The sequence below is a fragment of the Marinobacter sp. genome (genome assembly GCF_033722735.1).
In the GTDB taxonomy this organism is placed as follows: Bacteria; Pseudomonadota; Gammaproteobacteria; order Pseudomonadales; family Oleiphilaceae; genus Marinobacter.
The window spans coordinates 69,522-92,541 of the sequence record NZ_JAWVYN010000005.1 but is presented as its reverse complement, the minus strand read 5'-3'; the positions used below and the strand labels follow the sequence as shown (position 1 = coordinate 92,541).

The window sequence follows — 23,020 nt, the reverse complement described above, 5'->3', positions numbered from 1 at the left end:
GCAGGGATTGTAGAGGTATTCTCCTGCGCGATATTAACGATTCACGACAACCTCACTGCTTGATCCCCCGGGGCCAGGCGGTCGCATCGGAGCTTTATCGGAACCATGGCGGAACGCCCTTCTGGTCACCTCGACAACGAACCACCTGAGCCGGGCCACCCTGTCGGATTTCAGGTGATCCACGCCAATCGCCTGGAAGACCTCCGGGAACTGGTGGTGGAAGTGATTCGCCAGTTTCCACTGCCACCGCTGGATGAAGAGGTCTTCCTCGTCCACTCCAATGGTATCGCCCAATGGTTGAAACTGGCGTTGGCGCGGGACGAAGACGACCCGGAGCTGGCGGGACTGGGGATTGCGGCGGCCATGCGGTTCTCGCTGCCGTCCCGGTTCCTGTGGCAGGCCTATCGGGCGGTGCTGGGCGCAGATACGGTGTCGACCCGGTCGCCTTACGACAAGGATGAGATGACCTGGCGTCTGTACCGTCTGTTGCCCGGGCTCAGCAATGAGTCACTGTTTGCGCCGCTCGCTCGCTTCCTGGCCGGTGCCGAGCCTGAGCGCCGGCGTTATCAGTTGGCGGAACGGATTGCCGACCTGTTTGACCAGTACCAGGTCTACCGCGCCGACTGGCTGGCCCAGTGGCAACAGGGCAGGGACGTGATCCTGGTGCGCGGCAGCCAGGAGAAGGTGTTGCCCCAGGAACAACGGTGGCAGGCGGCACTGTGGCGACGGCTGGAACAGGACATTCAGCGTCAGCCGGCGGGCAGCGTCGACGCCAGCCGGGCGGACATCCATAACCGATTCCTGGCGGCGGCCGGTGGATTGGGGCCGGACAACCGACCCGCAGGGTTGCCGCGACGCCTGATTGTCTTCGGGGTGTCGTCGCTACCCCAGCAAACCCTGGAGGTGTTGAGCCGGTTGGGACAGTGCAGCCAGGTGCTGCTGTGCATCCACAATCCTTGCCGGTACTACTGGGCGGACATCATCGAGGACCGGGACCTGCTGCGGGCGGTTAACCGGCGGGGCGCCCAGCGCACCGGCATGCCGGCGGTGCTCGATGACAGCAACCTGCACCTGCACGCCCAGCCGCTGCTGGCGGCCTGGGGCAAGCAGGGGCGAGACTACATCCGCATGCTGGACGAGTACGACAACCAACATGATTACCGCCACTGGTTTGACCGAATCGACCTGTTCACCAGTCCGTTGGAGAGCGTTCCCGGACCGCAGCAGTCACTCCTGAGGCAGTTACAGGACGATATCCTCAACCTCCGCCCCAACCATGAGGCCGTGCAACCGATGGTGGAAGCCGAGCCGCTGGACGGTTCCCTGGTGTTCCATACCGTCCACAGCGCGCAACGGGAAGTGGAGGTTTTGCACGACCAGCTGCTGGCCGCGTTCAGCGACGATCCGGAGCTGAGGCCCCAGGACATTCTGGTGATGGTGCCGGACATCAACCAGTATGCCCCTCACATCGAGGCGGTTTTCGGCCAACTGGACCCCGACGACGACCGCTTTATTCCCTTCACCATCTCCGATCAGGGCGAACGGCATCAGGTTCCGGCGTTGATCGCGCTGGAAAAACTGCTGTCCCTGCCGGATTCCCGCATCTCGGTCAGTGATGTACTGGACCTGCTGGACGTCCCCTCGGTCCGGGCGCGGTTTGACCTGGCCGAGGAGGAACTGCCCCAGCTGCATCAATGGATTCATGGCGCCAACATCCGTTGGGGGCTGGACGCCCACCAACGGGCGTCCCTGGTGCTGCCCGAGGGCATGGAGCACCATACCTGGAGTTTTGGCCTGCGGCGGATGCTGCTGGGTTACGCGGTCGGGGATGGCGAGGCGTGGCAGGGGATTGAGCCCTATGGCGAGGTCGGTGGCCTGGAAAGCCGGCTGGCGGGGCAGCTGGAACGGCTACTGGCCGGGCTGGAGCGACTCTGGCGTCGGCTTTCCGACCCTCATACGCCGCGGCAGTGGGCGCAACTGCTCAGCGAACTGCGAGCGGAGTTCTTTGGGCCCCTGGACGAAGCAGACGCGCTGGTATTCACCCGTCTGGAGCAGGGGGTGGAAGGGTGGCTGCAGGCCTGTGACGGGGCGGGCCTGGAGTCCGTCGAGCTGCCACTGGCCATCGTGCGGGAAGTCTGGCTGGCGAGTCTCGATCAGGGCGGGCTGAGTCAGCGCTTCCTGGCTGGCAAGGTGAACTTTGCCACGCTGATGCCCATGCGGGCGATTCCGTTTCAGCATATCTGTCTACTGGGGATGAACGATGGCGACTACCCCCGGAACCAGCCGCCGATGGACTTTGACCTCATGGCCGAGGACTACCGGCCGGGGGACCGTTCCCGGCGGGAGGACGACCGGTATCTGTTCCTGGAAGCATTGCTTTCCGCGCGGAAGCGGCTCTACATCAGTTGGGTGGGCTACAGTGTCAACGACAACACCGAGCGCCCGCCGTCGGTGCTGGTCGCCCAGCTTCGGGACCACCTGGACACCATACGCCCGGTCGATCCGGCGACCGGGGCAGGGCGCAGGCTCACCGACAGACTGACCACCGAACATCCGTTGCAACCCTTCAGCCCGGCTTATTTTGGCGCGGGAGCCGGCGGCGGCCCGCAGGGCCTGTTCACCTATGCCCGGGAATGGCGTCAGGCCCTCTCGCCCACCGGTGCAAGTGAAGGTGAGGCGCCCGCCGCACCCAGGTTTGAGGACCTGCCCGAGGGTCTGCTGGACGAGCCGGTCGGGCTGGCAACCCTGGGGCGCTTTCTTCGCGCCCCGGTTGAGGGCTTCTTCCAGGCCCGGTTTGGTGTCCATTTTGAAGAACTGACCACCGGCGCCGCCGACGACGAACCCTTCGTCTTGGATGGACTGGCCCATTGGAAGCTCAGTGACGAACTGATTCGTAGGGTGGTTACCAACGCGGCAGAATCTGCCAGCGTCGACGAGGCCGAGCTGGAGGCGGCGCTGGACCGTGAGATTCGCCGTCAGGCGGCCAGGGGCGACCTGCCCAGCGGCGGGGTTGGACGGGTGCTGGAGCAACGGGTAAAAGCGGACCTGCCGGCACTGTGCCTGCGCTACCGCGAATGGCTGGGCCATTACCCGGAGGAGTTGGATCTGCAGGCCTTCGACCGGCGTTATGAGGTGCAGGGAGAGACGGTGACCGTGGCCGACTGGCTGGGACCGTTTCGTGGGTCGCCGGCAGGGGGGCGGGCCCTAGTGCGCCTGTCCAGCACCGGGCTGACGGACAACCGGAACCGGTATCGCTGGCACCACTTCCTGGCCCCCTGGGTCAGCCATCTGGCGGCCTGCCAACTGTCGGACACGCCGGTGGTGACCTGCCTGCTCAGCAAGGCCGGTGATATCACCCTGCCGCCATTGCCGGGTGCCGAGGCGGCGCAATTGCTGGAAGACCTGGTGGCGGCCTGGCTCACCAGCCTTCGGACCCCGTTGCCCGTGGCCCCGAAGACCGCGTTTGCCTGGCTGGCGGGCCGGGCCAAGTCCGAGGACAAGGCCCTGGCAGACGCCCGCGCCACCTACGAAGGCGGGTTCCAGCAGCAGGGGGAGATGGACCAGGTACCAGCGCTGCGCCGGGCCTATCCCTCCTTCGACGCCCTGCTGGCCGATGATGAATTCCAGTATTGGAGCGAGCGACTCTACCAACCGCTCTGGGACGCCGTTAAGGAGGCAGGACGTAATGGATAGGCACTCTGCAACCGGCAATCAGCGGCTCGACCCTCTGAGCCTTCCGCTGAACGGCAGCCGGCTGATCGAAGCGAGCGCGGGCACCGGTAAAACCTTCACCATTGCCCTGCTGTACGTGCGGGCGATCCTGGCCCACGGTCAGGTGCCCGAATGCGGACGCCTGTTGACCCCCAGGGATATCCTGGTGGTGACCTTTACCGAGGCCGCCACCAAGGAACTGCGGGACCGCATCCGGCAACGGCTGGCGGAGGCGTCAGCGGTGTTCCGGGAAGAGCCCGGGCAGGGGGATGCCGCCAATCCCCTGCGGCAACTCCGCGACCAGTACAGCGACCCGGACCAGTGGCCGGCCAAGGCCCGGTTGCTGGAACTGGCGGCCGAGTCGATGGACGAGGCATCGGTCCACACCATCCATGGCTGGTGCCATCGAATGCTCCGGGAACATGCCTTCGACAGCGGGGGCTTGTTCAACCAGAACCTGGAAACGGATCAGAGCGAACTCCTGGCCCAGGTCATCCGGGATTACTGGCGGACCTTCGTGACTCCGTTGGATCCGGATGCCGCCGGACTGTGGCTGAAGGCCATTAAGACTCCGCAGGCCCTTCAGGACGAGATGCCCGAACTGCTTGCGCTGGGGGAGCGACTGCCTCCCGGCGATGCCGCCCCAGGCGCGCTTCTGGGCGAGTTGGTGGCTCAGCGGCGGCAGCTGTTTGACCGGGCGCGAGCGGAGATGGCAGCCGCGGTGGCTGATTTCGCCCAAATGCTGGAACAGGCCCGGTCCAAAAAAGCCTTCAATGGCAATATGTTGCGGTCCAATCACGTTAACGGCTGGCTGGAGCGGCTGCGGAAATGGGCGGATGCCGGTGATCTGAGCCCCCCGGACCTGACCGATAAAGCCTGGGAACGGTTGACGCCCGAAGGCATGACCGCGGCCTGGAAGAAGGGGGAGCCGCCGGCGGATCATCCCCTGGTTCGCTGGGTAGAGCAGATACAGGCAGCGTGCGGGCAGGGTGTGCCCCGTAAGGAGATGCTGTTTCACGCCGCACACTGGGTGGCGGCCAGGTTGGAACGGGAAAAGCAGCGCCGCTCGGAGATGGGCTTCGACGATCTGTTGACCCGGCTCGACCGAGCGCTCAGCGGGCCGGGTGGGGAGCGGCTGGCTGCGGCCATTCGACACCAGTTCCCGCTGGCGCTCATCGATGAGTTCCAGGACACCGACCCGGTGCAGTATCGGATTTTCGATGCGGTCTACCGGGTGCGGGAAAACAACGCCGGTAACGGCCTGTTGATGATCGGTGACCCCAAGCAGGCCATCTACGCCTTTCGCGGCGCGGACATATTCACCTACCTGAAGGCCCGCGATGCTACTGCGGGCCGTCATGTGACGCTGCCGCGCAACTTCCGGTCGGCGGCACCGATGGTGGCCGCCAGCAACCAGGTGTTCGACTTTGCCGAAGGCGCGGCCATCCGCGGTGCCTTCCTGTTCAAGGGGGCGGACGCCAACCCGGTGCCGTTTGTCCCGGTGGAGGCCAACGGCCGGTCCGAAGCCCTGGAAATCCAGCAGCAGGCACCGCCGGCGCTGACCTTCTGGGTGCGGGATGGCGAGGACCGGAAAACCGACGTGATGGACGAAACCGCCGAGGCCTGCGCATCGGAAATCGTGCGATTGCTCAATCTCGGCCAGACCGGCGAGGCGGGTTTCCGGCACCCGGATGGTCGCCTGGCGGGGCTGAAATCCGCCGATGTGGCCGTACTGGTGAACAACGGCACGGAAGCCCGGCTGGTGCGGGCCGCTCTGGCCAGGCGTGGCGTCAAGAGCGTCTACCTGTCGGACCGGGCCTCGGTGCTGGAGACACCCCAGGCCCGGGACCTGCTGTATTGGCTGGAAGCCTGTGCCGAGCCGGAGCGGGATCGGCTGGTTCGGGCGGCACTGGCCACGGCCACTCTGAATCTGGACTGGCAGACCCTGGACCAGTTGCGCAGCAATGAGTTGGCCTGGGAGGCCGAGATCGAAGCGTTCCGGCAACTCCACCACACTTGGCAGCGCCAGGGGGTGTTGGCGATGCTCCGGCGTCTCCTCCAGCGATTCGAGGTGCCGGCCCGTTTGCTCCGGCGCAACGAGGGCGAGCGGATTCTCACCGATGTGCTGCACCTGGCCGAACTGCTGCAGCAGGAAAGCCAGCAGGTGGATGGCGAGCAGTCCCTCATCCGCCGATTCCGCGACATGATGACCGATGCCCACAGGCACTCCGATGCCATGCAGGTTCGGTTGGAAAGCGACGCGGACCTGGTACAGGTGGTGACCGTCCACAAATCCAAGGGCCTTGAGTATCCGCTGGTGTTCTTGCCCTTTGCCACCAGTTGCCGCCCCGTCAACGGTAAGGACCTGCCCCTGCGTTGGCACGATGAAGACGGCGAGCTGCAGGTCGCCTTCGAAGCCTCAGACGAGCGACTGCAGAAGGCGGATGAAGAGCGTCTGGGAGAGGATATCCGCAAGTTGTACGTGGCCCTCACCCGCGCCCGCTATGCCACCTGGGTCGGCGCGCCGGCGCTGAAAGGGGCGGAGGCCCGCAGTGCCCTGAGCTACCTGGCGGGGCAGGGGGCGGCTGCCAGTCTGCGGGAGCCGTTGGAGCGCATGGCCCACGGCTGCCCCCACCTGGTCGTAACCCCGCTGCCCGCCATGGGTGAGGACGCCTATCGGCCACCGCCCCCCCAGCGTCTCGGCCCCGCCCGCGAGCCCGTCCGTCCGGCCCGGGAACAGTGGTGGATTGCAAGCTACTCGGCCATCCGTTATCGGTCCGCAGACAGTGCCCCGGAAACGCCGCCGACACCGCTCTTGCGTCCGGAATCGGAAACCCCCGACGCCGAGCGATTTCAGGAGGAGCAGGAGCGCCTGGACGCACCATTACCGCCCCCGGTGGCGGAGCCGGCAGAGGGAGCGTCCGATCTCCATGGCTTCTATCGGGGCGCCGGGGCCGGCACCTTCCTGCACAACCAGCTGGAGTGGTGCGCAGAGCGGGGCTTTGCGGCCGTGCTGGCCGAGCCGGCGGAGCTGGAGGAGCGGGTCTACCAGCAGTGCCTCAGTCGCGGTTGGCAGGCCTGGACGGGCGCGTTACTGCGGTGGTTGCGCGGATTCCTGCAAACCGCCCTGGCGGTGCCGGACGCGGCGCCGCTGCGCCTGTGCGAACTGACCCAGGCGATGCCCGAGATGGAGTTCTGGTTCGCCAGCCACCAGGTTGCCACCCTTGAACTGGACCGGCTGGTGCGGGCTTACACGCTTCGGGACTGGCCGGCCCAGGTACTTTCGGTACGGCCACCGGCCACCAGCGTGACGTTCAATGGCATGCTCAAGGGGTTCATCGACCTGGTGTTCGAACACGAGGGTCGGTATTACGTGGCGGATTACAAGTCCAACACGCTGGGTGTCAACGACGACGCCTACTCCCCGGAGGCCATGGCCAGGGCGGTGGCGGAAAAGCGCTATGACCTGCAATATGCGCTGTACCTGCTGGCGTTGCATCGCCTACTGGCGTCCCGCATTCCGGACTACGATTACGATCGCCATGTGGGCGGCGCAGTCTACCTGTTCCTGAGGGGCAGCCAGGGCGAGGCCAGGGGCCTGCATTTCGACCGCCCCGACCGGCGGATGATCGAGGCCATGGACCGACTGTTCCGACCGGGGGACCTTGCCGACGATGGCGTCATGACACAGGAGTCGTTGCTGTGACGGATAATCCACTGGAGTTCGAAGCCCGCGTCGGGGAGGGCGGTTCCGACACTGCCACGCCCCTGACGCCGGCGCAGGTACTGGCGGATGCCGACAGGCTGGAGCAGTTGCTTGACCGGTGGTGCCTGTTGGGGTGGCTTCGCGCCCTGGATGTGGCGCTGGTCAGGTTCCTGCGCCAACAGGCGGAGGCAGCCGGCCGGCCAGCGACGCCGTTATTGCTGCTGGCTGCGGCGCTGACGTCGCATCAGCTGGGGCGCGGCCATGTGTGCCTGGATCTGGCGGCCATGGCCCGGGATGGCTTCAACGATGCGTTGTCGCTGCCCCCGGAAGATGCCGCGTCGCCGGAGCGCCAGCTGTTGCCATCCGATCTGTTGGGCCGCCTGCAGCCGAGCGACTGGCTGGAGGCTTTACGGCATCCGTTGCTGGTGGATGGGCAGGGGGAAGCGGAGGGCACCACACCTCTGGTTCGTAGCCACATGCGTCTGTACCTGCGCCGCTACTGGCATTATGAACGGCAGATTCACCAACAGCTTTCCAGTCGGCTGACCCCCTTGCCGGCCATGGAGAATCCGGACGGCGAGGGCGCCCAGGCGCTGTCGCAGGCGTTGGGCGCATTGTTTCCGGCCGTCAGCGACGGTGAGGTGGACTGGCAAAAAGTGGCCTGCGCCAACGCCGCCCGGCAGCGGTTTGGCATCGTGACCGGCGGTCCCGGTACCGGCAAGACCACCACCGTGGTCAAGTTGTTGGCGGCCCTGCAGCACATTGCCTTGTCCAGCCCGGACACCGGGCGGGCCCTGCGCATCCGCCTGGCTGCGCCTACCGGCAAGGCGGCGGCCCGGCTCAACGAATCCATCGCCGGCGCGGTCAATGGCCTGGACCTGGCCGGGTTGCCCCACAGCGAGGTGCTGCGCGAGGCGATTCCCACCACCGTCACCACCTTGCACCGGCTACTGGGCAGCGTTCCCGGTTCCCGCGGTTTTCGCCATCACCGTGGCAATCCCCTGGTGGTGGACGTACTGGTGATCGATGAAGCTTCGATGGTGGACCTGGAAATGATGGCCCGGGTGCTGGATGCACTGCCCGACCGGGCGCGGCTGGTCCTGTTGGGGGACAAGGACCAGCTGGCGTCGGTGGATGCCGGCGCGGTGCTGGGGGAGATGTGCCAGCGGGCCGATCAGGGACACTACCGACCCGAGACGGCCAGCTGGCTGCATCGGATCACCGAATGTCGCCTCCCCGGTTCCCTGGTCAGCGAACAGGGGACGGGGCTCGATCAGACGGTTTCCATGCTGCGCCGGAGTTATCGCTTCGGTGCCGACAGCGGTATCGGGCAATTGGCCCAGGCGGTCAATGGCGCGACCGGGGGCAGGCCGGCGGAGGCGGCGAGGGCGGTGCTGACCGATGGCTACGCCGATCTGGCGCAGGTTCGCTTGGGGGGTGGCGACCGGGAGCGGGTAATCGTCGGTCACTGCATCGAAGGGGGGGGCGACCGGTTCCCCAACGGGGGCGAGGGCCGACAGCTCCGAGGCGCTTTGTTGGCACCACCAACCGGCTACCAGCATTACCTGAGGCTGATGAAGTCCCGCCGCCCCGATCCGCAGGCGACGATGGAGGACTGGGATGCCTGGGCCAACGAGGTGCTGGGCGCCTATGGCCAGTTTCAGTTGCTCTGCGCACTGCGTCGGGGCCCATTGGGGGTGGATGGCCTCAATGACCTGATCACCTCGGGCCTGCGCCAGGCCGGCTTGATTCGCAGCTCCGAAGGCTGGTTTCCCGGACGGCCCGTTCTGGTGACCCGGAACGATTACAGCCTGGGCCTGATGAACGGAGACATCGGCATTGCCCTGGAGGTACCCGCGCGGCAGTGGCGGTCCGGCAGGTTGGAGGTGGACAGCGGTCACTGGGTGATGCGGGTGGCGTTTCCCGCGGGCGACGGCAGCGGCAAGATCCGTTGGGTCCTGCCAAGCCGCCTGCAGCAAGTGGAAACGGTCTATGCCATGACTGTCCACAAATCCCAGGGATCGGAGTTTACCCATACCTGCCTGGTTATGCCGGACCGTATCAGCCCGGTGTTGACCCGGGAGCTGGTCTATACCGGCATAACCCGCGCCCGGCACTGGTTCAGCCTACTGTTGCCGGATGCCGGTGTGTTCGAACAGGCGCTGTCGCGGCGGGTGACCCGAACCAGTGGCCTGGGGGAGCTGTTGTTGGCCGAATAGGGTGCGGCGGCCGGCAGCGAGGACCCCGTCAGCGCAGGGTGTCCAGCAGCCGGTCGTTCATGTCCCGCCAGTGATCCAGACGGCTGGCGTCGCCGATGCGTTCATCGTCGTCGCCGAGGCGGTTGAGCCAGAGGCCTTCACCGTTGAAGCTGTAGACGGGCTCCAGGTCGGTGCGTTGCGAAGCCGGCTTGATCTCATTGATCAGGTTGTCGAGGATCAGGGGGTCTGCATCAGGGGTGCGATACCAGGCCAGCACCATGTGGGCCTGGTTCAGTTCCAGCGCCTTGACGTAGGTGATGCGCAGCTGCTCGTCCGGCACCCCCATGGATTTCAAGGTCAGGTATTTGGCAATGGAGAAGTCCTCGCAGTCGCCGCCGTTGGTGGCCAGCAGCTCCACCGGTGTGGCCCAATAGTCTTCCTGCCCCCAGTGCTTGATGTCGTTGATGAAGCGCGCGCGGTTAAAGAACGAGTTGACCAGCTTGAGCTGTCGGTCGATGGGCGCGGAGCCCGCCATTTTCTCGAGGTTTTGCCAGGTGATGAGTCGGTTCCTGGCCTCTTCGCCAAACTCTTCCTGAACGTAGTCCAGCAGGCGGTTGCTCAGTTCCAGCGCCGCCACGGCGGTAACCAGCAGGAGTACCGGGAGCAGGGCAATGCGACGGGCAATTGGCCAGATCCCTGTATCCATGGTGGCGCCTCAATTGGAGTTGCTGCGTAAGCGTTCGCGTAACTGTTCCAGCCGCTGTCGGATCTCTTCCCGGCGTTGCTCGGCCGCCTCGGGGGTGCTGATTACCGGCCGTTCGAAAGCGGGCGTCCGAGTCGGAGCGGTGGTGGCCGACCCGGCGGCGGTGGCGTCGCTCTCTTCGGCAAACTCCATGCCGCTGCTGTCTTCCAGATCCGGGAAATAGAGATTTTCGAGCTTCCCGCTGCGTTCGATGATGACCCGATTGGCGTGTACCGAGCGCAAGGTTGCGTTGCCGGGCAACTCATCGCCCACCAAATAGGATTCGGTGGTGTTGCTGTCGTCTTCGATCAGCGCGCTGCCCGGAAAATCGCCTTCGGCGGCCAGCACCCCCCGCAGGTAGAGGCGGAGGTTGGTCTCCGGCAGGTTCTCGGTGTTGGTGACCTGGCTGGTGGCTGAGCTGGCAGTGCCAAACAGCTCAACATCTGCCAGACTGATTGAGGGCGCCTGGGCCTCCTGGGCTGCAGCCTGGGCCTGTGCGCTCTGCGACGTCTGCTGCTGGTCGGACTGGGCCTGCTGCCAGTGACGGTAACCTTGCCCACCCAGGGCCGCAATCATGGCCACGGCGACGATCAGGGCCAGTAACATGGGAAGCCGGGCGTTTAACGCTGACATTGTATTCCTTGTGGATCATGAATAAGTGTTTAACCATGATAGCCTTTTTTCTGCGATAAAGGCTTGCGAGGCGTTCATGGCCAATACGAATCGCAGTATAGTGTATAGAGTTGTTCAGCGGTTCCAAATCCTGTGGTAGCCTTTCTGAATTATTTGAATAACAAGGGAAACTTTCCCCCAAAGGCTCCCGCACCAACGTGACACAATGAGGATGACCTTGAACACAGATTCCGATCTCCAGCAGCAGGAAGCGCCGCTGGGCCGTCTTCCATTCACCTTCGCCAAACGCAACGGGGTGATCCTTACCCGCGACGACGATGGCAAGGCGGTCATCCTGGTTCGCCCCGGAGCTGGCCACGCCGCGTTGGCGGAAGCCAACCGTATCAGCGGCGGTACCGCCCGCTTCGCGACCATCGAACCCGAGCAGTTCGACGCGGCCCTGAACGCGGCCTACCAGAGCGATTCCGCCGAGGCCATGCAAATGGTGGAGGGGATTGGTGACGACATGGACCTGGCCTCCCTGGCCGACTCGGTTCCCGAAACCGAAGACCTGCTGGAGCAGGAAGACGATGCGCCGATCATTCGGCTGATCAACGCCATCCTCACCGAAGCGGTCAAGACCCATGCCTCGGATGTCCACATAGAAACCTACGAGAAACGCCTGGTGGTGCGATTCCGGGTGGACGGGGTGTTGCGGGAAGTGGTCCAGCCCAAACGGGCCCTGGCACCATTGCTGGTGTCGCGAATCAAGGTCATGGCCAAGCTGGATATTGCCGAGAAGCGGGTCCCCCAGGACGGTCGGATTGCCCTGCGGGTCGCCGGCCGGGAAGTGGATCTGCGGGTGTCCACCATGCCCTCGGCCAACGGCGAGCGGGTGGTGTTGCGGCTGTTGGACAAACAGGCCGGCAATATCCGCCTGGAATCCCTGGGCATGGCAGAGGGCGACCTCAAGATCCTGCGCCGGCTCATCAGCCAGCCCTACGGCATCCTGCTGGTGACCGGTCCCACCGGCTCCGGTAAATCCACAACCCTGTATGCCGCGCTGCAGGAGATCAACGACCGCAGCCGCAATATCCTCACGGTGGAAGACCCCATCGAATACAACCTGCCGGGGATCGGGCAGACCCAGGTCAACCCGAAGGTGGACATGACCTTCGCACGGGGACTGCGCGCCATTCTCCGGCAGGACCCGGACGTGGTCATGATCGGGGAGATCCGCGACCTGGAAACCGCCGAGATTGCGGTGCAGGCCAGCTTGACCGGCCACATGGTGATGTCCACCTTGCACACCAATACCGCCGTCGGCGCCATTACCCGGTTGATGGACATGGGCATCGAGCCGTTCCTGATTTCCTCCAGCCTGGTGGGCATCATCGCCCAGCGGCTGGTGCGTGTGCTGTGCGAGGAGTGCAAGGAACCCTGCACCGCGACCGAGGAACAGTGCGACTTCATGCAGCAGGATCCCGCCAAGCCGCCCACCATCTACCGTCCGAAAGGCTGTGAGAGCTGTAACCAGCTTGGCTACAAGGGCCGGATCGGTATCTACGAGGTGGTCGAGGTGACCGAAGAGATCAGCGCCCTGATCCACAAACGGGCCGGCGAGCTGGACCTGGAGTATGAGGCGCGCAAACGCACTCCCAGCATTCACGCCGACGGGGTGGACAAGATTCTGCGAGGGGTCACGTCCATCGAGGAAGTCCTTCGCGTGACGCACCGGAGCTGATCCGCCCATGCCAGCATTTGACTACAAGGCTCTGGACGGCCGGGGCAAGCAGAAACAGGGCGTGCTCGAGGCCGACAGCGCCCGCGCGGTGCGGCAACAGTTGCGGGAGCGCGCGCTGACGCCGCTGGAAGTGACGCCCGCGGTGGAGAAGCAGGCCCGCAGCAATCCGTTGAGCAGCCGTGGTGGCCTCAGTGCGGCGGATCTGGCGCTGGTGACCCGGCAACTGGCAACGCTGATCCAGTCCGGCATTCCCATCGAACAGGCGCTGTCAGCCGCCGCCCAGCAATCCCAGAAGCCTCGGCTCAAGAGCATGATGATCGCCATTCGTGCCAAGGTGATGGAGGGCTATTCGTTGGCGGACAGCCTGGGTGAGTTTCCCCGGGCCTTTCCCCGGCTGTACCGGTCCACGGTGGCTGCCGGCGAGCATGCCGGCCACCTCGACCTGGTGTTGAATCGGCTGGCGGATCATACCGAGCGCCGACAGGAAGCCCGCCAAAAAATCCAGCTTGCCGCCATCTATCCGATCATCCTCAGTTTTGTGGCGATTGCCATCGTGGTGTTCCTGCTGACCTATGTGGTGCCGGACATCATCGATGTGTTCCTGAAGCAGGGGCAGGAGTTGCCGGCCCTCACCCAGGTGATGTTGGCGGTATCCGAGTTTCTGTCCAGTTACGGCATCTACCTCGGGGCGCTGATTATGCTGGCCGTGGTGCTGTTCCGCCTGGCCCTGCGCAAGCCGGCGAACCGGTTGCGGTTTCACCGCTCGCTGTTGAACCTGCCGATGGTGTCCGGCCTGGTGCTTGGGGTGAACACCGCGCAATACGCCAGTACCCTGAGCATTCTCACCACCAGTGGTGTACCGCTGGTGGAGGCCATGCGGATTGCGGGCGAGGTGTTGTCCAATGACTACCTGCGCCAGGAGCTGCGCGGTGCGGCGCAAAAAGTCAGTGAAGGCGGATCGCTGCACCGCTCGCTGGATCAGACCGGGTATTTTCCGCCGATGATGTTACACATGATCGCCAGCGGTGAAGCCAGTGGTGAGCTGGACAGCATGTTGGAGCGGACTGCGCGGATGCAGGAGAATACCCTTCAGGCAAAGATTGCCACCATCGTCGGCCTGTTTGAGCCGATGATGCTGTTGCTGATGGGCGTGGTGGTGTTGATCATTGTACTTGCGATCATGCTGCCCATCCTGAATATGAGCAACCTGGTCGGCTAGCCGCCAACACTTTTTTTCACCGGAACCTATAAACGGAAGGACGTTCGCAACATGAACAACGAATTTGCCGGAAACCAACGGGGTTTCACCCTCATCGAAATCATGGTGGTCATGGTGATACTGGGTCTGCTGGTGGCGATTGTGGCCCCCAACATCATGGGACGCAGTGAACAGGCCAAGGTTACCGTCGCCAAGACCCAGATGAGCAACATTGCCAACTCCCTGGACCTGTACCGTCTCGACAACAGCCACTACCCCTCCACACAGCAGGGGCTGGAAGCGCTGGTCGCCAAGCCATCCGGCAGCCCGGAGCCGAAGAACTGGAACCCGGACGGTTACATGAAGAACGTGCCGGAGGATCCCTGGGGCAACCCCTACCAGTACATCAGCCCCGGGGTAGAAGGCCCCTATGACCTTCTGTCCTATGGCGCGGACGGCCAGGAAGGTGGGGATGGCAACAACGCCGACATCAGCGTCTGGGATGTGCAGGACTAATCCGTGATCCGATGCTCTCTCTCCCGGGGCTTCACCCTGATCGAAATCCTGGTCGTGCTGGTGGTGGTGGGACTGCTGGCTGCGCTGGCAGTGACCAACATGGGCGGTGCCAGTCAGCAGCGGGAACTGGAGAGCCGGGTTCGGGAACTGTATCTGTTGATGCAGACCGCGTCTGAACAGGCCATCCTCAACAATCAGGAACTGGGGTTGGTGTTCACCGACGATGGCTACCAGTTTGTGGTGTTCGATGACGAAAGCGGCGAGTGGACGGACCAGGGGGCGCGCCTGTTTCGGCCCCGGGTACTTCCGGAGTGGGTCACCATCACGCCCCTGATCGAGAGTGAGCTGCCCAAACTGGGGGGAGAAGGCACCACCCAGCGTCCCGACCTGGTGTTCTTTTCCAGCGGGGAAACCACGCCCTTTGAGTTGGAGTTCACCGTTGGATCGGATTCCGACTACCTGCACCGCATCGTCTCCGATGGCGTGTCGCCGCTGGAGTGGCAGCACCCCGGCGAGCAAGGAGGCGAGTCTTGATCCGAGTGAAGGGTTTTACCTTGATCGAAGTGCTGGTGGCGTTGCTGGTGTTTGGCTTGATCGGCACCGCTGCCGCCCAGGTGGGCAGCCAGTACATCACCAGTTATGAGCGGGTTCGGGATAAAACCCTCGCCCTGTGGATCGCGGACAACCGGATGAACGAATTCCGCCTTGCCGACACCTTCCCGGACATTTCGGAAAGTACCGAAGACCTGGATTTCGGCCAGTACCGCTGGCAGGTACACACCTCGGTGAAGGGCACCGCCGAGCCCACCATCCGTCGGATTGATATCACCATTTCGAAATATCCGGACGAACGCTCCGATCCGATCAATGCCCATGCCTTGTCCGGATTCATCGGAGAGCCTCAGTGATGGGTGGACGATCAGCCGCCACCGTTGTGCTGCGCCGCCAGTCCGGCTTTACCCTGATGGAAGTGTTGATCGCGGTGACCATCACCGCCGTCATCGGTCTGGGCGTGTGGCAGGTGCTGTCTGGCGTGATTGCCTCCCGGGACCGGGTGGATGCGGTCGCGGGTGAGTTTGACGGCTTGCAGAAGGCCTTCCTGTTGCTGGAGCGCGACATCACTCAGGCGGTACAGCGGCCGGTTCGCAACGTGTATGGCGATTTCGTGCCGGCCCTGACCAGCCGGGGTGATGACTTCGACCTGGAGCTGACCCGTCAGGGTTGGCGCAACCCGTTGGGCAGCCACCGCTCCAACCTGCAGCGGGTTGCCTATGAGTTCACCGGCGACGAACTGCATCGCCGGTATTGGCTGATGCTGGACCAGGGCCAGGAAGAAACCAGCACCGATCAATTGCTGCTGACGGAGCTGAAGGATTTCGAGTTGCAATACCTGGATGCCGACAACAACTGGGTGGAGGAGTGGCCGACCCAGGAGGCCCTGAACAATGCCACCGGCGGGGGCGTGAGCTCTTTCGGACTGCCCCGGGGGCTGCGAATCCGGTTGGAGCACAGCCGGTTTGGTGAGGTGGAGCGCTTGTACGTGTTGCCGTCGTTCGATCAACAGGCACTGCAAAACCAGATCAGTCAGCAGGCCGGCCCGGCGGACGGCCAGAACGGGGAATCGGAAGAGCAGTCCCAGCCGGGCGGCGATAGCACGGGGGCGACGCAATGACCGGTAGGATTCCCGGACTGGAACAACGGGGTGTCGCGTTGATCATGGTGCTGTTGGCCATGGCCCTGGTGGTCATGCTGACGGCGGGCATGACCCAGCAGCAGAGCGTAAGGGTGTTTCGGGCCAGCCATTACCTGGCACAGCAACAGGGTTACAGCGTGGCGCTGGGTGCGGAGGAGTTTGCCCAGCAAATTCTGTTCAAGGACTACGAGCAGGACAAGGAAGATGGTGCCCAGGTGGACAGCCCGGACGAGCCATGGTCACAGTATTCCGCCATCCTGCCACTGGATGACAATGGGGTCGCCGAGATCCAGATTGATGACCTGAGTGGTCGAATCAACCTGAACGATCTCGTAACCCCCGGCGGTGAAGTGGACACCGTCACGCGGGGGCGCCTGGAACGTTTGCTACAGATACTGGATATCAGGACCGTGAGGGTGGATGCCCTGGTGGACTGGATTGACCGGAACGACGAGACGGTCAGCGCGGAAGGGGCCGAGGACGGATATTACCTGGTCCAGCAGCCCTCGTATCGGGTGGGCAACCAGTACTTTGCCAGCGTCAGCGAATTGCGCCTGATCAGCGGCATGACCGCCAAGGATTACCTGAAGCTGAGGCCCCACGTGGCGGCCCTGCCGGTGTCGGGGCTGGGCATCAATGTTAACATGGCGACGGCCCCGGTGTTGCAGTCGTTGCATGAAAGGCTGACTCGGCCCCAGGCAGAGGCTATTCTTGCCAACATAGAGGATGAGCGCTTTGAGGAGCTGGCCGATTTCCTGGCCCTGCCGGAGTTTGCCGGCCTGGGGATGAAAGCGGACCGATTAACGCTGAGCAGTCGGTTCTTCGAAGTGGTATCCCGGATCACCTACGACGACCGCACGGTTAACCTGGTCAGCACCCTGTATCGAAGTGGCGATGGCAAATTCCAGATCGTCGCTCGGGACAGCGGTCAGAAACTCCGTATCGACAAACCGCCTTTCTCAGTGTCGGAAGGCTGATAACCCATCACGAGGCTAAGCACAAGGACGCCGAACCCCATGACCTATCGCTTGTACGTTCAACCAGAGCAGCCCCCGGCGGAGGCCGTACCGGAGCAGATTGGCCCGGTGTTCAACTGGGTCCTGCTCGACGCTGGTGGCGATGCCCAGGCTCGTGGCACGGGGGATACCCGGGAAACCATTGAACAGACCCTGACTCAGAATGCGCTGGACAATGTTGCGCTGTATGCACTGCTGCCGGGGGACGAGGTCATCTTCTGCCAGGCCGACATTCCCGCCAAGCAGGCCCGGTTCATCCGGCAGGCCCTGCCGTTTGCGGTGGAAGAGCAGCTTGCCCAGGATGTGGAGTCCATGCACCTGGCCCTGGGAAACCGGGGGGAGCAGGGTTATCGGGTGGCCGCCATCGATCGGTCGACCATGGGGCATTGGTTGAGCGTGTTCTCCGACTGGGCGCACACGCGACTGATGGCCATGTATGCCGACGCTTCGCTGTTGCCGGTGCAGGGGCGCGAATGGGTCATTTGCCTGGATGGCGACCAGGCACTGGTCTCCAGCTCCCGTGGCGAATGGCTGCGGATGGCCGCCGCCAACCTGGAAGTGTTCGCTCATACGCTTTCGGTGCCTCAGGAGGATGAGGTCAACGCCGAAGTTCGCGTGGCCCTGTACGGTACAGCGGAGGACCTTGAGAAACAGGTGGCACTGGAAGGGGTGCTTGCTTCCGACACCGCCCTGAATTACAGCCGGGAAACGCTTGAGCTGGCGCCTCTTGAGTTGTTGGCCCACTCTCATTACCACCACCGGTGTGAGCCGATCAATCTCTGTGAAGGGGACTTCTCCGTTAACGGCAGCCGGCGCAGTGTGCTCAGACCCTGGCGACCGCTCATCGCGGTGGCCTGTACCTGGTTTGTTCTGCAGGTCGCCCTGGAGATCGGGCTGGGAATCTATCAGCAACAGCAGGCGGACCGGATGGAAGAGCAAGCGATGGCGATTTACCGCCAGTATTTTCCTGCGGATCGTCGCACCAACGCGGGCAACGTCCGGCGTGTGATCCGCGGTCAACTGCGACAGCTGGACGCCAGTGGACAGAGCACTGATTTCCTGTCGCTGATGAAGTACGCCGGCCAGCAGTATGCCAGCCTGCCGGGGAAGGAGAGCGTCCAGTTCAATTCGATCAACTACACCGAATCCCGGGGGGAATTGGTGGTGGACCTCCGGGCTGACAGCTTCGACCGGTTGAGTGCCCTACGCAATGGGCTGGTGCAGAAGGGACTGGAGGCGGATATCGGCTCCGTGGTCAACGAACCCAGCGGCGCTCGGGGCCGCCTGACAATTTCCGGAGGTTGAGGCAGTGCTGCAGAAAATAAAGGACCATCCTGCTGTAGGCAAGATGATTGCCCAGTACGACCACCTGCCCAAACGCGACCAGCAGGCACTGCTTGTGCTACTGATCGCGGTGGCTTTGGCGGTAGTCTATTTCGGAATCTGGCGGCCGGCGGCGGGTTTCCATGAGAGGGCCGTTTCCGCCCGGGAAAATTCGGCAGAGCTGCTGGCCTGGATGCAGGAAAACCGGGCCGCCATCCAGCAGTTGTCGGCCTCTGACGGAGACCGTGGCGGTGCCTCCCAGCTGTCTGGCAGCCGCGCGCTGATGTCGACGGTAACCCGCACGGCCGGGCAATCCGGGCTGTCCCTAAACCGTTTTGAACCCAGTGGGGACTCTGCCATTCGGGTATGGTTGGAGGATGTACCGTTCAAGAACGTGGCGTCCTGGCTGGAGGGGCTCCATCAGGAATATGGCGTCGTGGTCGATCAGGCATCGTTTGACCGGGGCGACGCCCCCGGTGTGGTGTCGGTGCGGCTTACCCTGGAAATCTAATTCCATGGTCACGTTGGCGGGTCTGTCCCTGCCAACTCTTTGGGGAGTTCGAAGATGACAGGCAGTAACCCAGATAACACGCATCCGGAGGCAGTCATCGTCCGTCTCGACGAGACCGCCATCAACGAGGCAAAGTCCATCCTGTTTCAGGCTTATCGGCATGAGCCGACGTTCCAGTACCTGTTCGACCATCGGCGCCCGGGCTATGAGCAACGGGTCCGGGCCACCATCCGCGAACTCATCAACCTGTATTTCGACCTCAACCAGGAAGCCATCGGGGTGATGGTGAACGAGACGCTGGTGGCGGTGGCCTTCATCGGTGAGCCGGAATTGCGGCTCAACCTGGCCGAACAGTTCAGCTGGCGGCTGCGGATGATGTTAACGGCTGGATTCGCATCCACCCGTCGCTACCTGGAATACCATGACCGGATTCGGGCAATGCTGCCGCAACCCCAGGCCCACCAACTGCCCTTGATGGGGGTGCACCCCAAGTACCAGAACCGGGGGTACGGCAGGCTGTTGCTGGAAACCGTGCAGCGGCTGTGTGCGGACAACCCCCGGGGTAGCGGTCTGGTGCTGGACACCGGTAACAGCCGCTATCTTCAGTTCTACGAATCCGAAGGCTTCCGGAGTCTTGGTAAGCTCAAACTGGGCGACTTCGAGGATCATGTGCTGTTCCGGGAAGTACGGCCGGCGCACTAGCGCCGGCACCTGATTCAATTTGCGTGTGGGTAAGGAGACCGAGTGTCTGAGAACCAGAACTTCGATTTGATTGTGATTGGCGCCGGCTCCGGCGGCGTTCGTCTCGCTCGAATGTCTGCCCAAAGGGGGGCCCGGGTGGCGATTGTGGAATCCCGCTATCTCGGCGGCACCTGTGTCAATGTCGGCTGTGTTCCCAAGAAACTGTTTGTCTATGGCGCCCATGTCAGTGAGGAGCTGGAAGACGCTGGGGGTTACGGCTGGCATGTGCCCAGGGAGCAGGTTGGGTTTGACTGGCCCACCCTGGTGGCCAACAAAAATGCGGAGATTGAGCGCCTCAATGGTGTTTACCGTCGCCTGCTGGACAATGCCGGCGTCAGGGTCATCGAGGGCTCGGCACGGCTGGCGGACGCCAATACCGTGGTGGTGGGGGATGATCGCTACCAGACCCGACACATCACCATTGCAACGGGAAGCTGGCCCGTGGTGCCTGAGCTGCCCGGGCAGGAGTGCATCCTGACCTCCAACGAGATGTTCTATCTGCCCCAGCTGCCGCGGCAGGCGGTGGTGTGGGGCGGTGGTTACATAGCGGTGGAATTCGCCGGCATCCTGGCGGGATTGGGCGTGGAAACCACGTTGCTCTATCGGGGCGAGATGTTCCTGCGTGGGTTCGATGACGATGTCCGCCGCTTTACCGCCGAAGAGCTGACCAAAAAGGGCATCCAGCTTCGGTTCGGTGTAACGATTGAGTCGGTCCAGCCTGAGGGTGGGCACTACAACCTGTCGCTGTCGGATGGCTCCCGCCTGACCACCGGCCTGGTGATGGCTGCCACCGGACGTCGGGCCCTGACCGAGGGGCTGGGGCTGACCGATGTGGGGGTGGAGCTGACGCCGTCCGGGCACATCCGCGTCGACGAGCATTTCCAGACCAATGTGCCCGGTATCACCGCGTTGGGGGATGTCGTGGGTACGCCACAGCTGACACCGGTGGCCATCGCCCAGGCCATGGTATTGTCCAGGCGCCTGTTTGGCGATGGCCAGGGCGAGATGGATTACAACCATATTCCCACCGCGGTGTTCTGCCAGCCCAATATCGGTACCGTGGGACTGACCGAGGCGGAGGCGAGGGCCGCGGGTCACCAGGTGCGCGTGTACCGCTCGGAGTTCAAGCCGATGAAGTACACATTGACCGGACGGCAGGAGCGTTGTCTGATGAAGCTGGTGGTCGATGGGGACTCAGACCGGGTGCTGGGCGCCCATATGGTCGGGCCGGATGCCGGTGAGATCATCCAGGGCCTCGCCGTGGCCATCAAGGCCGGCGCCACCAAGGCGGAGTTTGACGCCACCATTGGCATTCACCCCACCTCCGCTGAGGAGTTCGTGACCATGCGTGAACCGGTTGCCGACGCCTGACAGCTTGGCCGTCAGAAACGGATCCAGCGGCTGAGCACGGTGCGAAGCTTATCCATTCGCACCGGCTTCGCCAGGTAGTCATTCATCCCGGCTTCCCGGCAATTGTTCTCGGTGCCCGGAAGCACGTCGGCGGTGAGGGCAATGATGGGAACGCTGCGATGGCCATTTTTCTGTTCCCAGTCCCGGATGGTGCGGGTGGCTTCATAGCCATCCATGACCGGCATCTGGCAATCCATCAGGATGACTGAATAATCAAACTGGCTGGATTGCACCCGCTCAAGAGCGTCCTTGCCGTTGCTCACCGCATCGGTTTCAAAGCCGAGCCGGGTGAGCAGGGCGGTGGCCACGCGCTGGTTTACCGGGTTGTCCTCCACCACCAGGGCCCTGGAACTGCCGGTTTCGGAGGCCGTTTCCTGTGGGTGGTGTTGGGGTTCCTCGGCATCATTGTCGCCGTCCAGCTCAAACGGCAATTCGAAGCGGAACGCCGAACCGGTGCCCAGATCGGTTTCCACCTGAATATGGCCGCCCATCAGTTCCACCAGTTTCTGTACCAATGCCAGGCCAATCCCCGTGCCCCCGTGCTGACGGGCGTCCGAGCTGTCGAGTTGCTCAAAGGTGCGGAAGATTTCCTTCATGCGTTCGCTGGGAATGCCGGTGCCGGAATCCCGAACGGTGCACTGCAGCACCATGCAGTGATCTTCCAGGTAGTGCCATTCCGCCTGAACGGCGATGGAGCCCTCGTCGGTAAACTTGATGGCGTTGTCCAGCAGACCCGCCAGTACCTGCCTGAGCCTGGGGGCGTCGCCCTTAACGACCGTGTGCGCCGGCCAGTTGCCGGTGAACTGCAATGACAGCCGCAGGCCCTGTTGTTCGGAGGAATGACGGAAGGTAGCGACACAATTTTCGATGACCTCGCGGATATCAAAATCGTGAAAGTCCAGCGCCAGCTTGCCGCGGTCCATGCGGGAAAAATCCAGTATGTCACTGATGACTGTAAGCAGATCTTCGGTGGAGCGCTTGGCCGTATTGAGGTAATCCCGTTGCTGGTCGGACAGCCCTTCTTCGGAGATCAGTTCGATCATGCCCAGGACACCGTTTAGCGGCGTGCGAAGCTCGTGGCTCATCACCGCCAGGAATTCAGATTTTGCTTTACTGGCCGACTCGGCTCTTTCCCGGGCGGTTTCGGAAGCTGCCAGGGTCTGATCCCGGGATAACTGGAGGCTGCTCATGTGGCGGGCCAGAGCGTTGAGGTTCTCTTCCAGTTGAACGATCTCTGTGGTGTTGTTGAATCGTTTTACCGGGTTTTCGGCGTAATGGCCATTGATCAGCGCGGTGACCCGTTCCGACAGTTCATGGATGGGGCCTACCAGGCTGGTCAGGCTGCGCCGAACCGCCAGCACGGTAAACACCAGCAAAGCCACGCCAACGATAAATGAGGACCAGAGGATGTCCCGTTGCTTGGACGCAATCACCTGCTCCGATACGCCCACCTCGACCGTGCCGATTCGGATGGCTCCGCTGGAGAACCCATAATTCGGCTCGAACCAGCCTGCCGAGCGTTCCGCGTCCATGTCGAGGGGAAATTGCAGGATGTCAGCGCTGAAAGATTGACCATCGCGGGTGCCGATTTCACCTTCATCCCGATGCACCGCCCCCACCACATTGCCCGTCACATCCTCGACCCGGATCCAGTCCGCCCGACTGCGCTCGAACGACTGCTCCAGGATTTGCTGAAGGAGCTGGGTGTTGCCGGACACCACAGCGTATTCCACTGCCGGCGCGAGATTATCGGCGAGCAACTGACCGCTGTTGTAAAGGTCCCGGCGGGCATCGTCCAGGCGGGCGGAGGTGAAGAAGAACATCAGCACCAGGAACATCAGCACGGCCGGCAAAATGCCCAGCCATAGCAGGTGGCGACTAAGTGGCATTGGTGAGCGG

Annotated in this window: 17 protein-coding genes; 14 read left to right on the top strand and 3 right to left on the bottom strand. The window is 63.3% G+C overall.

The features are described from left to right. The first annotated feature begins 105 nt into the window (after window positions 1–105). Genes recC through recD form a run of 3 tightly spaced genes read left to right on the top strand, consistent with a single transcriptional unit; the run spans window position 106 to window position 9,636 of the window. Window positions 106–3,693 (top strand): exodeoxyribonuclease V subunit gamma, encoded by a 3,588-nt coding sequence (recC, locus tag R3175_RS05830; protein WP_318942938.1) that lies wholly within the window; start codon window positions 106–108, stop codon window positions 3,691–3,693. Further along, window positions 3,686–7,417, top strand: a complete 3,732-nt coding sequence (gene recB, locus R3175_RS05825; RefSeq protein ID WP_318942937.1) for an exodeoxyribonuclease V subunit beta — start codon at window positions 3,686–3,688, stop codon at window positions 7,415–7,417. Before recC ends, recB begins: the two co-directional genes overlap by 8 nt. Continuing rightward, window positions 7,414–9,636: an exodeoxyribonuclease V subunit alpha gene (recD, locus tag R3175_RS05820; protein WP_318942936.1), complete on the top strand. Its 2,223-nt coding sequence runs from the start codon at window positions 7,414–7,416 to the stop codon at window positions 9,634–9,636. Before recB ends, recD begins: the two co-directional genes overlap by 4 nt. Before the next feature lie 28 nt (window positions 9,637–9,664). On the opposite strand, the gene R3175_RS05815 is transcribed toward recD, so the two are convergent. Beyond that, window positions 9,665–10,321: a transglutaminase-like cysteine peptidase gene (locus R3175_RS05815; protein WP_318942935.1), complete on the bottom strand. Its 657-nt coding sequence runs from the start codon at window positions 10,319–10,321 to the stop codon at window positions 9,665–9,667. Between the two features lie 9 nt (window positions 10,322–10,330). Beyond that, window positions 10,331–10,990 carry a type II secretion system protein N gene (locus R3175_RS05810; RefSeq protein WP_318942934.1) on the bottom strand — a complete coding sequence of 220 codons (660 nt, stop codon included), beginning with the start codon at window positions 10,988–10,990 and terminating at the stop codon, window positions 10,331–10,333. A 217-nt stretch (window positions 10,991–11,207) separates the two neighbouring features. Between R3175_RS05810 and gspE the strand changes: the two genes are divergently transcribed. From gspE to gorA, 11 genes are read left to right on the top strand one after another with little or no spacing between them, the layout of a single operon-like run. Continuing rightward, window positions 11,208–12,713: a type II secretion system ATPase GspE gene (gene gspE, locus R3175_RS05805; RefSeq protein WP_413231735.1), complete on the top strand. Its 1,506-nt coding sequence runs from the start codon at window positions 11,208–11,210 to the stop codon at window positions 12,711–12,713. A 7-nt stretch (window positions 12,714–12,720) separates the two neighbouring features. Beyond that, complete coding sequence (gspF, locus tag R3175_RS05800) at window positions 12,721–13,932, top strand: type II secretion system inner membrane protein GspF (RefSeq protein WP_318942932.1); 1,212 nt, start codon at window positions 12,721–12,723, stop codon at window positions 13,930–13,932. A 51-nt stretch (window positions 13,933–13,983) separates the two neighbouring features. Beyond that, window positions 13,984–14,427, top strand: a complete 444-nt coding sequence (gene gspG, locus R3175_RS05795; RefSeq protein WP_318942931.1) for a type II secretion system major pseudopilin GspG — start codon at window positions 13,984–13,986, stop codon at window positions 14,425–14,427. 3 nt (window positions 14,428–14,430) lie between these two features. Further along, complete coding sequence (gene gspH / locus R3175_RS05790) at window positions 14,431–14,961, top strand: type II secretion system minor pseudopilin GspH (protein WP_318942930.1); 531 nt, start codon at window positions 14,431–14,433, stop codon at window positions 14,959–14,961. 5 nt (window positions 14,962–14,966) lie between these two features. Continuing rightward, window positions 14,967–15,335 carry a type II secretion system minor pseudopilin GspI gene (gene gspI, locus R3175_RS05785; protein WP_318943001.1) on the top strand — a complete coding sequence of 123 codons (369 nt, stop codon included), beginning with the start codon at window positions 14,967–14,969 and terminating at the stop codon, window positions 15,333–15,335. Further along, window positions 15,335–16,099 (top strand): type II secretion system minor pseudopilin GspJ, encoded by a 765-nt coding sequence (gene gspJ / locus R3175_RS05780; RefSeq protein WP_318942929.1) that lies wholly within the window; start codon window positions 15,335–15,337, stop codon window positions 16,097–16,099. Before gspI ends, gspJ begins: the two co-directional genes overlap by 1 nt. Then, entirely contained in the window at window positions 16,096–17,097 is a 1,002-nt protein-coding gene (gene gspK / locus R3175_RS05775) for a type II secretion system minor pseudopilin GspK (RefSeq protein ID WP_318942928.1), read from the top strand. Before gspJ ends, gspK begins: the two co-directional genes overlap by 4 nt. Before the next feature lie 39 nt (window positions 17,098–17,136). Then, complete coding sequence (gene gspL, locus R3175_RS05770) at window positions 17,137–18,441, top strand: type II secretion system protein GspL (protein ID WP_318942927.1); 1,305 nt, start codon at window positions 17,137–17,139, stop codon at window positions 18,439–18,441. Window positions 18,442–18,445: 4 nt separating this feature from the next. Further along, window positions 18,446–18,970 carry a type II secretion system protein M gene (locus tag R3175_RS05765; RefSeq protein WP_318942926.1) on the top strand — a complete coding sequence of 175 codons (525 nt, stop codon included), beginning with the start codon at window positions 18,446–18,448 and terminating at the stop codon, window positions 18,968–18,970. 54 nt (window positions 18,971–19,024) lie between these two features. Continuing rightward, on the top strand, window positions 19,025–19,672 hold the full coding sequence (locus R3175_RS05760) for a GNAT family N-acetyltransferase (RefSeq protein WP_318942925.1): 648 nt from the start codon (window positions 19,025–19,027) through the stop codon (window positions 19,670–19,672). A gap of 42 nt (window positions 19,673–19,714) precedes the next feature. Continuing rightward, the gene (gene gorA, locus R3175_RS05755) at window positions 19,715–21,082 is read left to right on the top strand and encodes a glutathione-disulfide reductase (RefSeq protein ID WP_318942924.1); all 1,368 of its coding nucleotides are present in this window, start codon (window positions 19,715–19,717) and stop codon (window positions 21,080–21,082) included. Window positions 21,083–21,093: 11 nt separating this feature from the next. Here the strand turns inward: gorA and R3175_RS05750 are convergent, their stop codons facing one another. After that, on the bottom strand, window positions 21,094–23,010 hold the full coding sequence (locus R3175_RS05750; RefSeq protein ID WP_318942923.1) for an ATP-binding protein: 1,917 nt from the start codon (window positions 23,008–23,010) through the stop codon (window positions 21,094–21,096). Window positions 23,011–23,020 lie beyond the last annotated feature (10 nt).

What these genes read in the sequence shown, in the direction of transcription:
- gspG (WP_318942931.1), top strand. Translation starts at nt 13,984, where the DNA reads ATGAACAACGAATTTGCCGGAAACCAACGGGGTTTCACCCTCATCGAA.
- gspF (WP_318942932.1), top strand. Translation starts at nt 12,721, where the DNA reads ATGCCAGCATTTGACTACAAGGCTCTGGACGGCCGGGGCAAGCAGAAA.
- R3175_RS05750 (WP_318942923.1), bottom strand. Translation starts at nt 23,010, where the DNA reads ATGCCACTTAGTCGCCACCTGCTATGGCTGGGCATTTTGCCGGCCGTG.
- recC (WP_318942938.1), top strand. Translation starts at nt 106, where the DNA reads ATGGCGGAACGCCCTTCTGGTCACCTCGACAACGAACCACCTGAGCCG.
- gspJ (WP_318942929.1), top strand. Translation starts at nt 15,335, where the DNA reads ATGGGTGGACGATCAGCCGCCACCGTTGTGCTGCGCCGCCAGTCCGGC.
- gspL (WP_318942927.1), top strand. Translation starts at nt 17,137, where the DNA reads ATGACCTATCGCTTGTACGTTCAACCAGAGCAGCCCCCGGCGGAGGCC.
- R3175_RS05810 (WP_318942934.1), bottom strand. Translation starts at nt 10,990, where the DNA reads ATGTCAGCGTTAAACGCCCGGCTTCCCATGTTACTGGCCCTGATCGTC.
- R3175_RS05815 (WP_318942935.1), bottom strand. Translation starts at nt 10,321, where the DNA reads ATGGATACAGGGATCTGGCCAATTGCCCGTCGCATTGCCCTGCTCCCG.
- R3175_RS05760 (WP_318942925.1), top strand. Translation starts at nt 19,025, where the DNA reads ATGACAGGCAGTAACCCAGATAACACGCATCCGGAGGCAGTCATCGTC.
- recB (WP_318942937.1), top strand. Translation starts at nt 3,686, where the DNA reads ATGGATAGGCACTCTGCAACCGGCAATCAGCGGCTCGACCCTCTGAGC.
- gspK (WP_318942928.1), top strand. Translation starts at nt 16,096, where the DNA reads ATGACCGGTAGGATTCCCGGACTGGAACAACGGGGTGTCGCGTTGATC.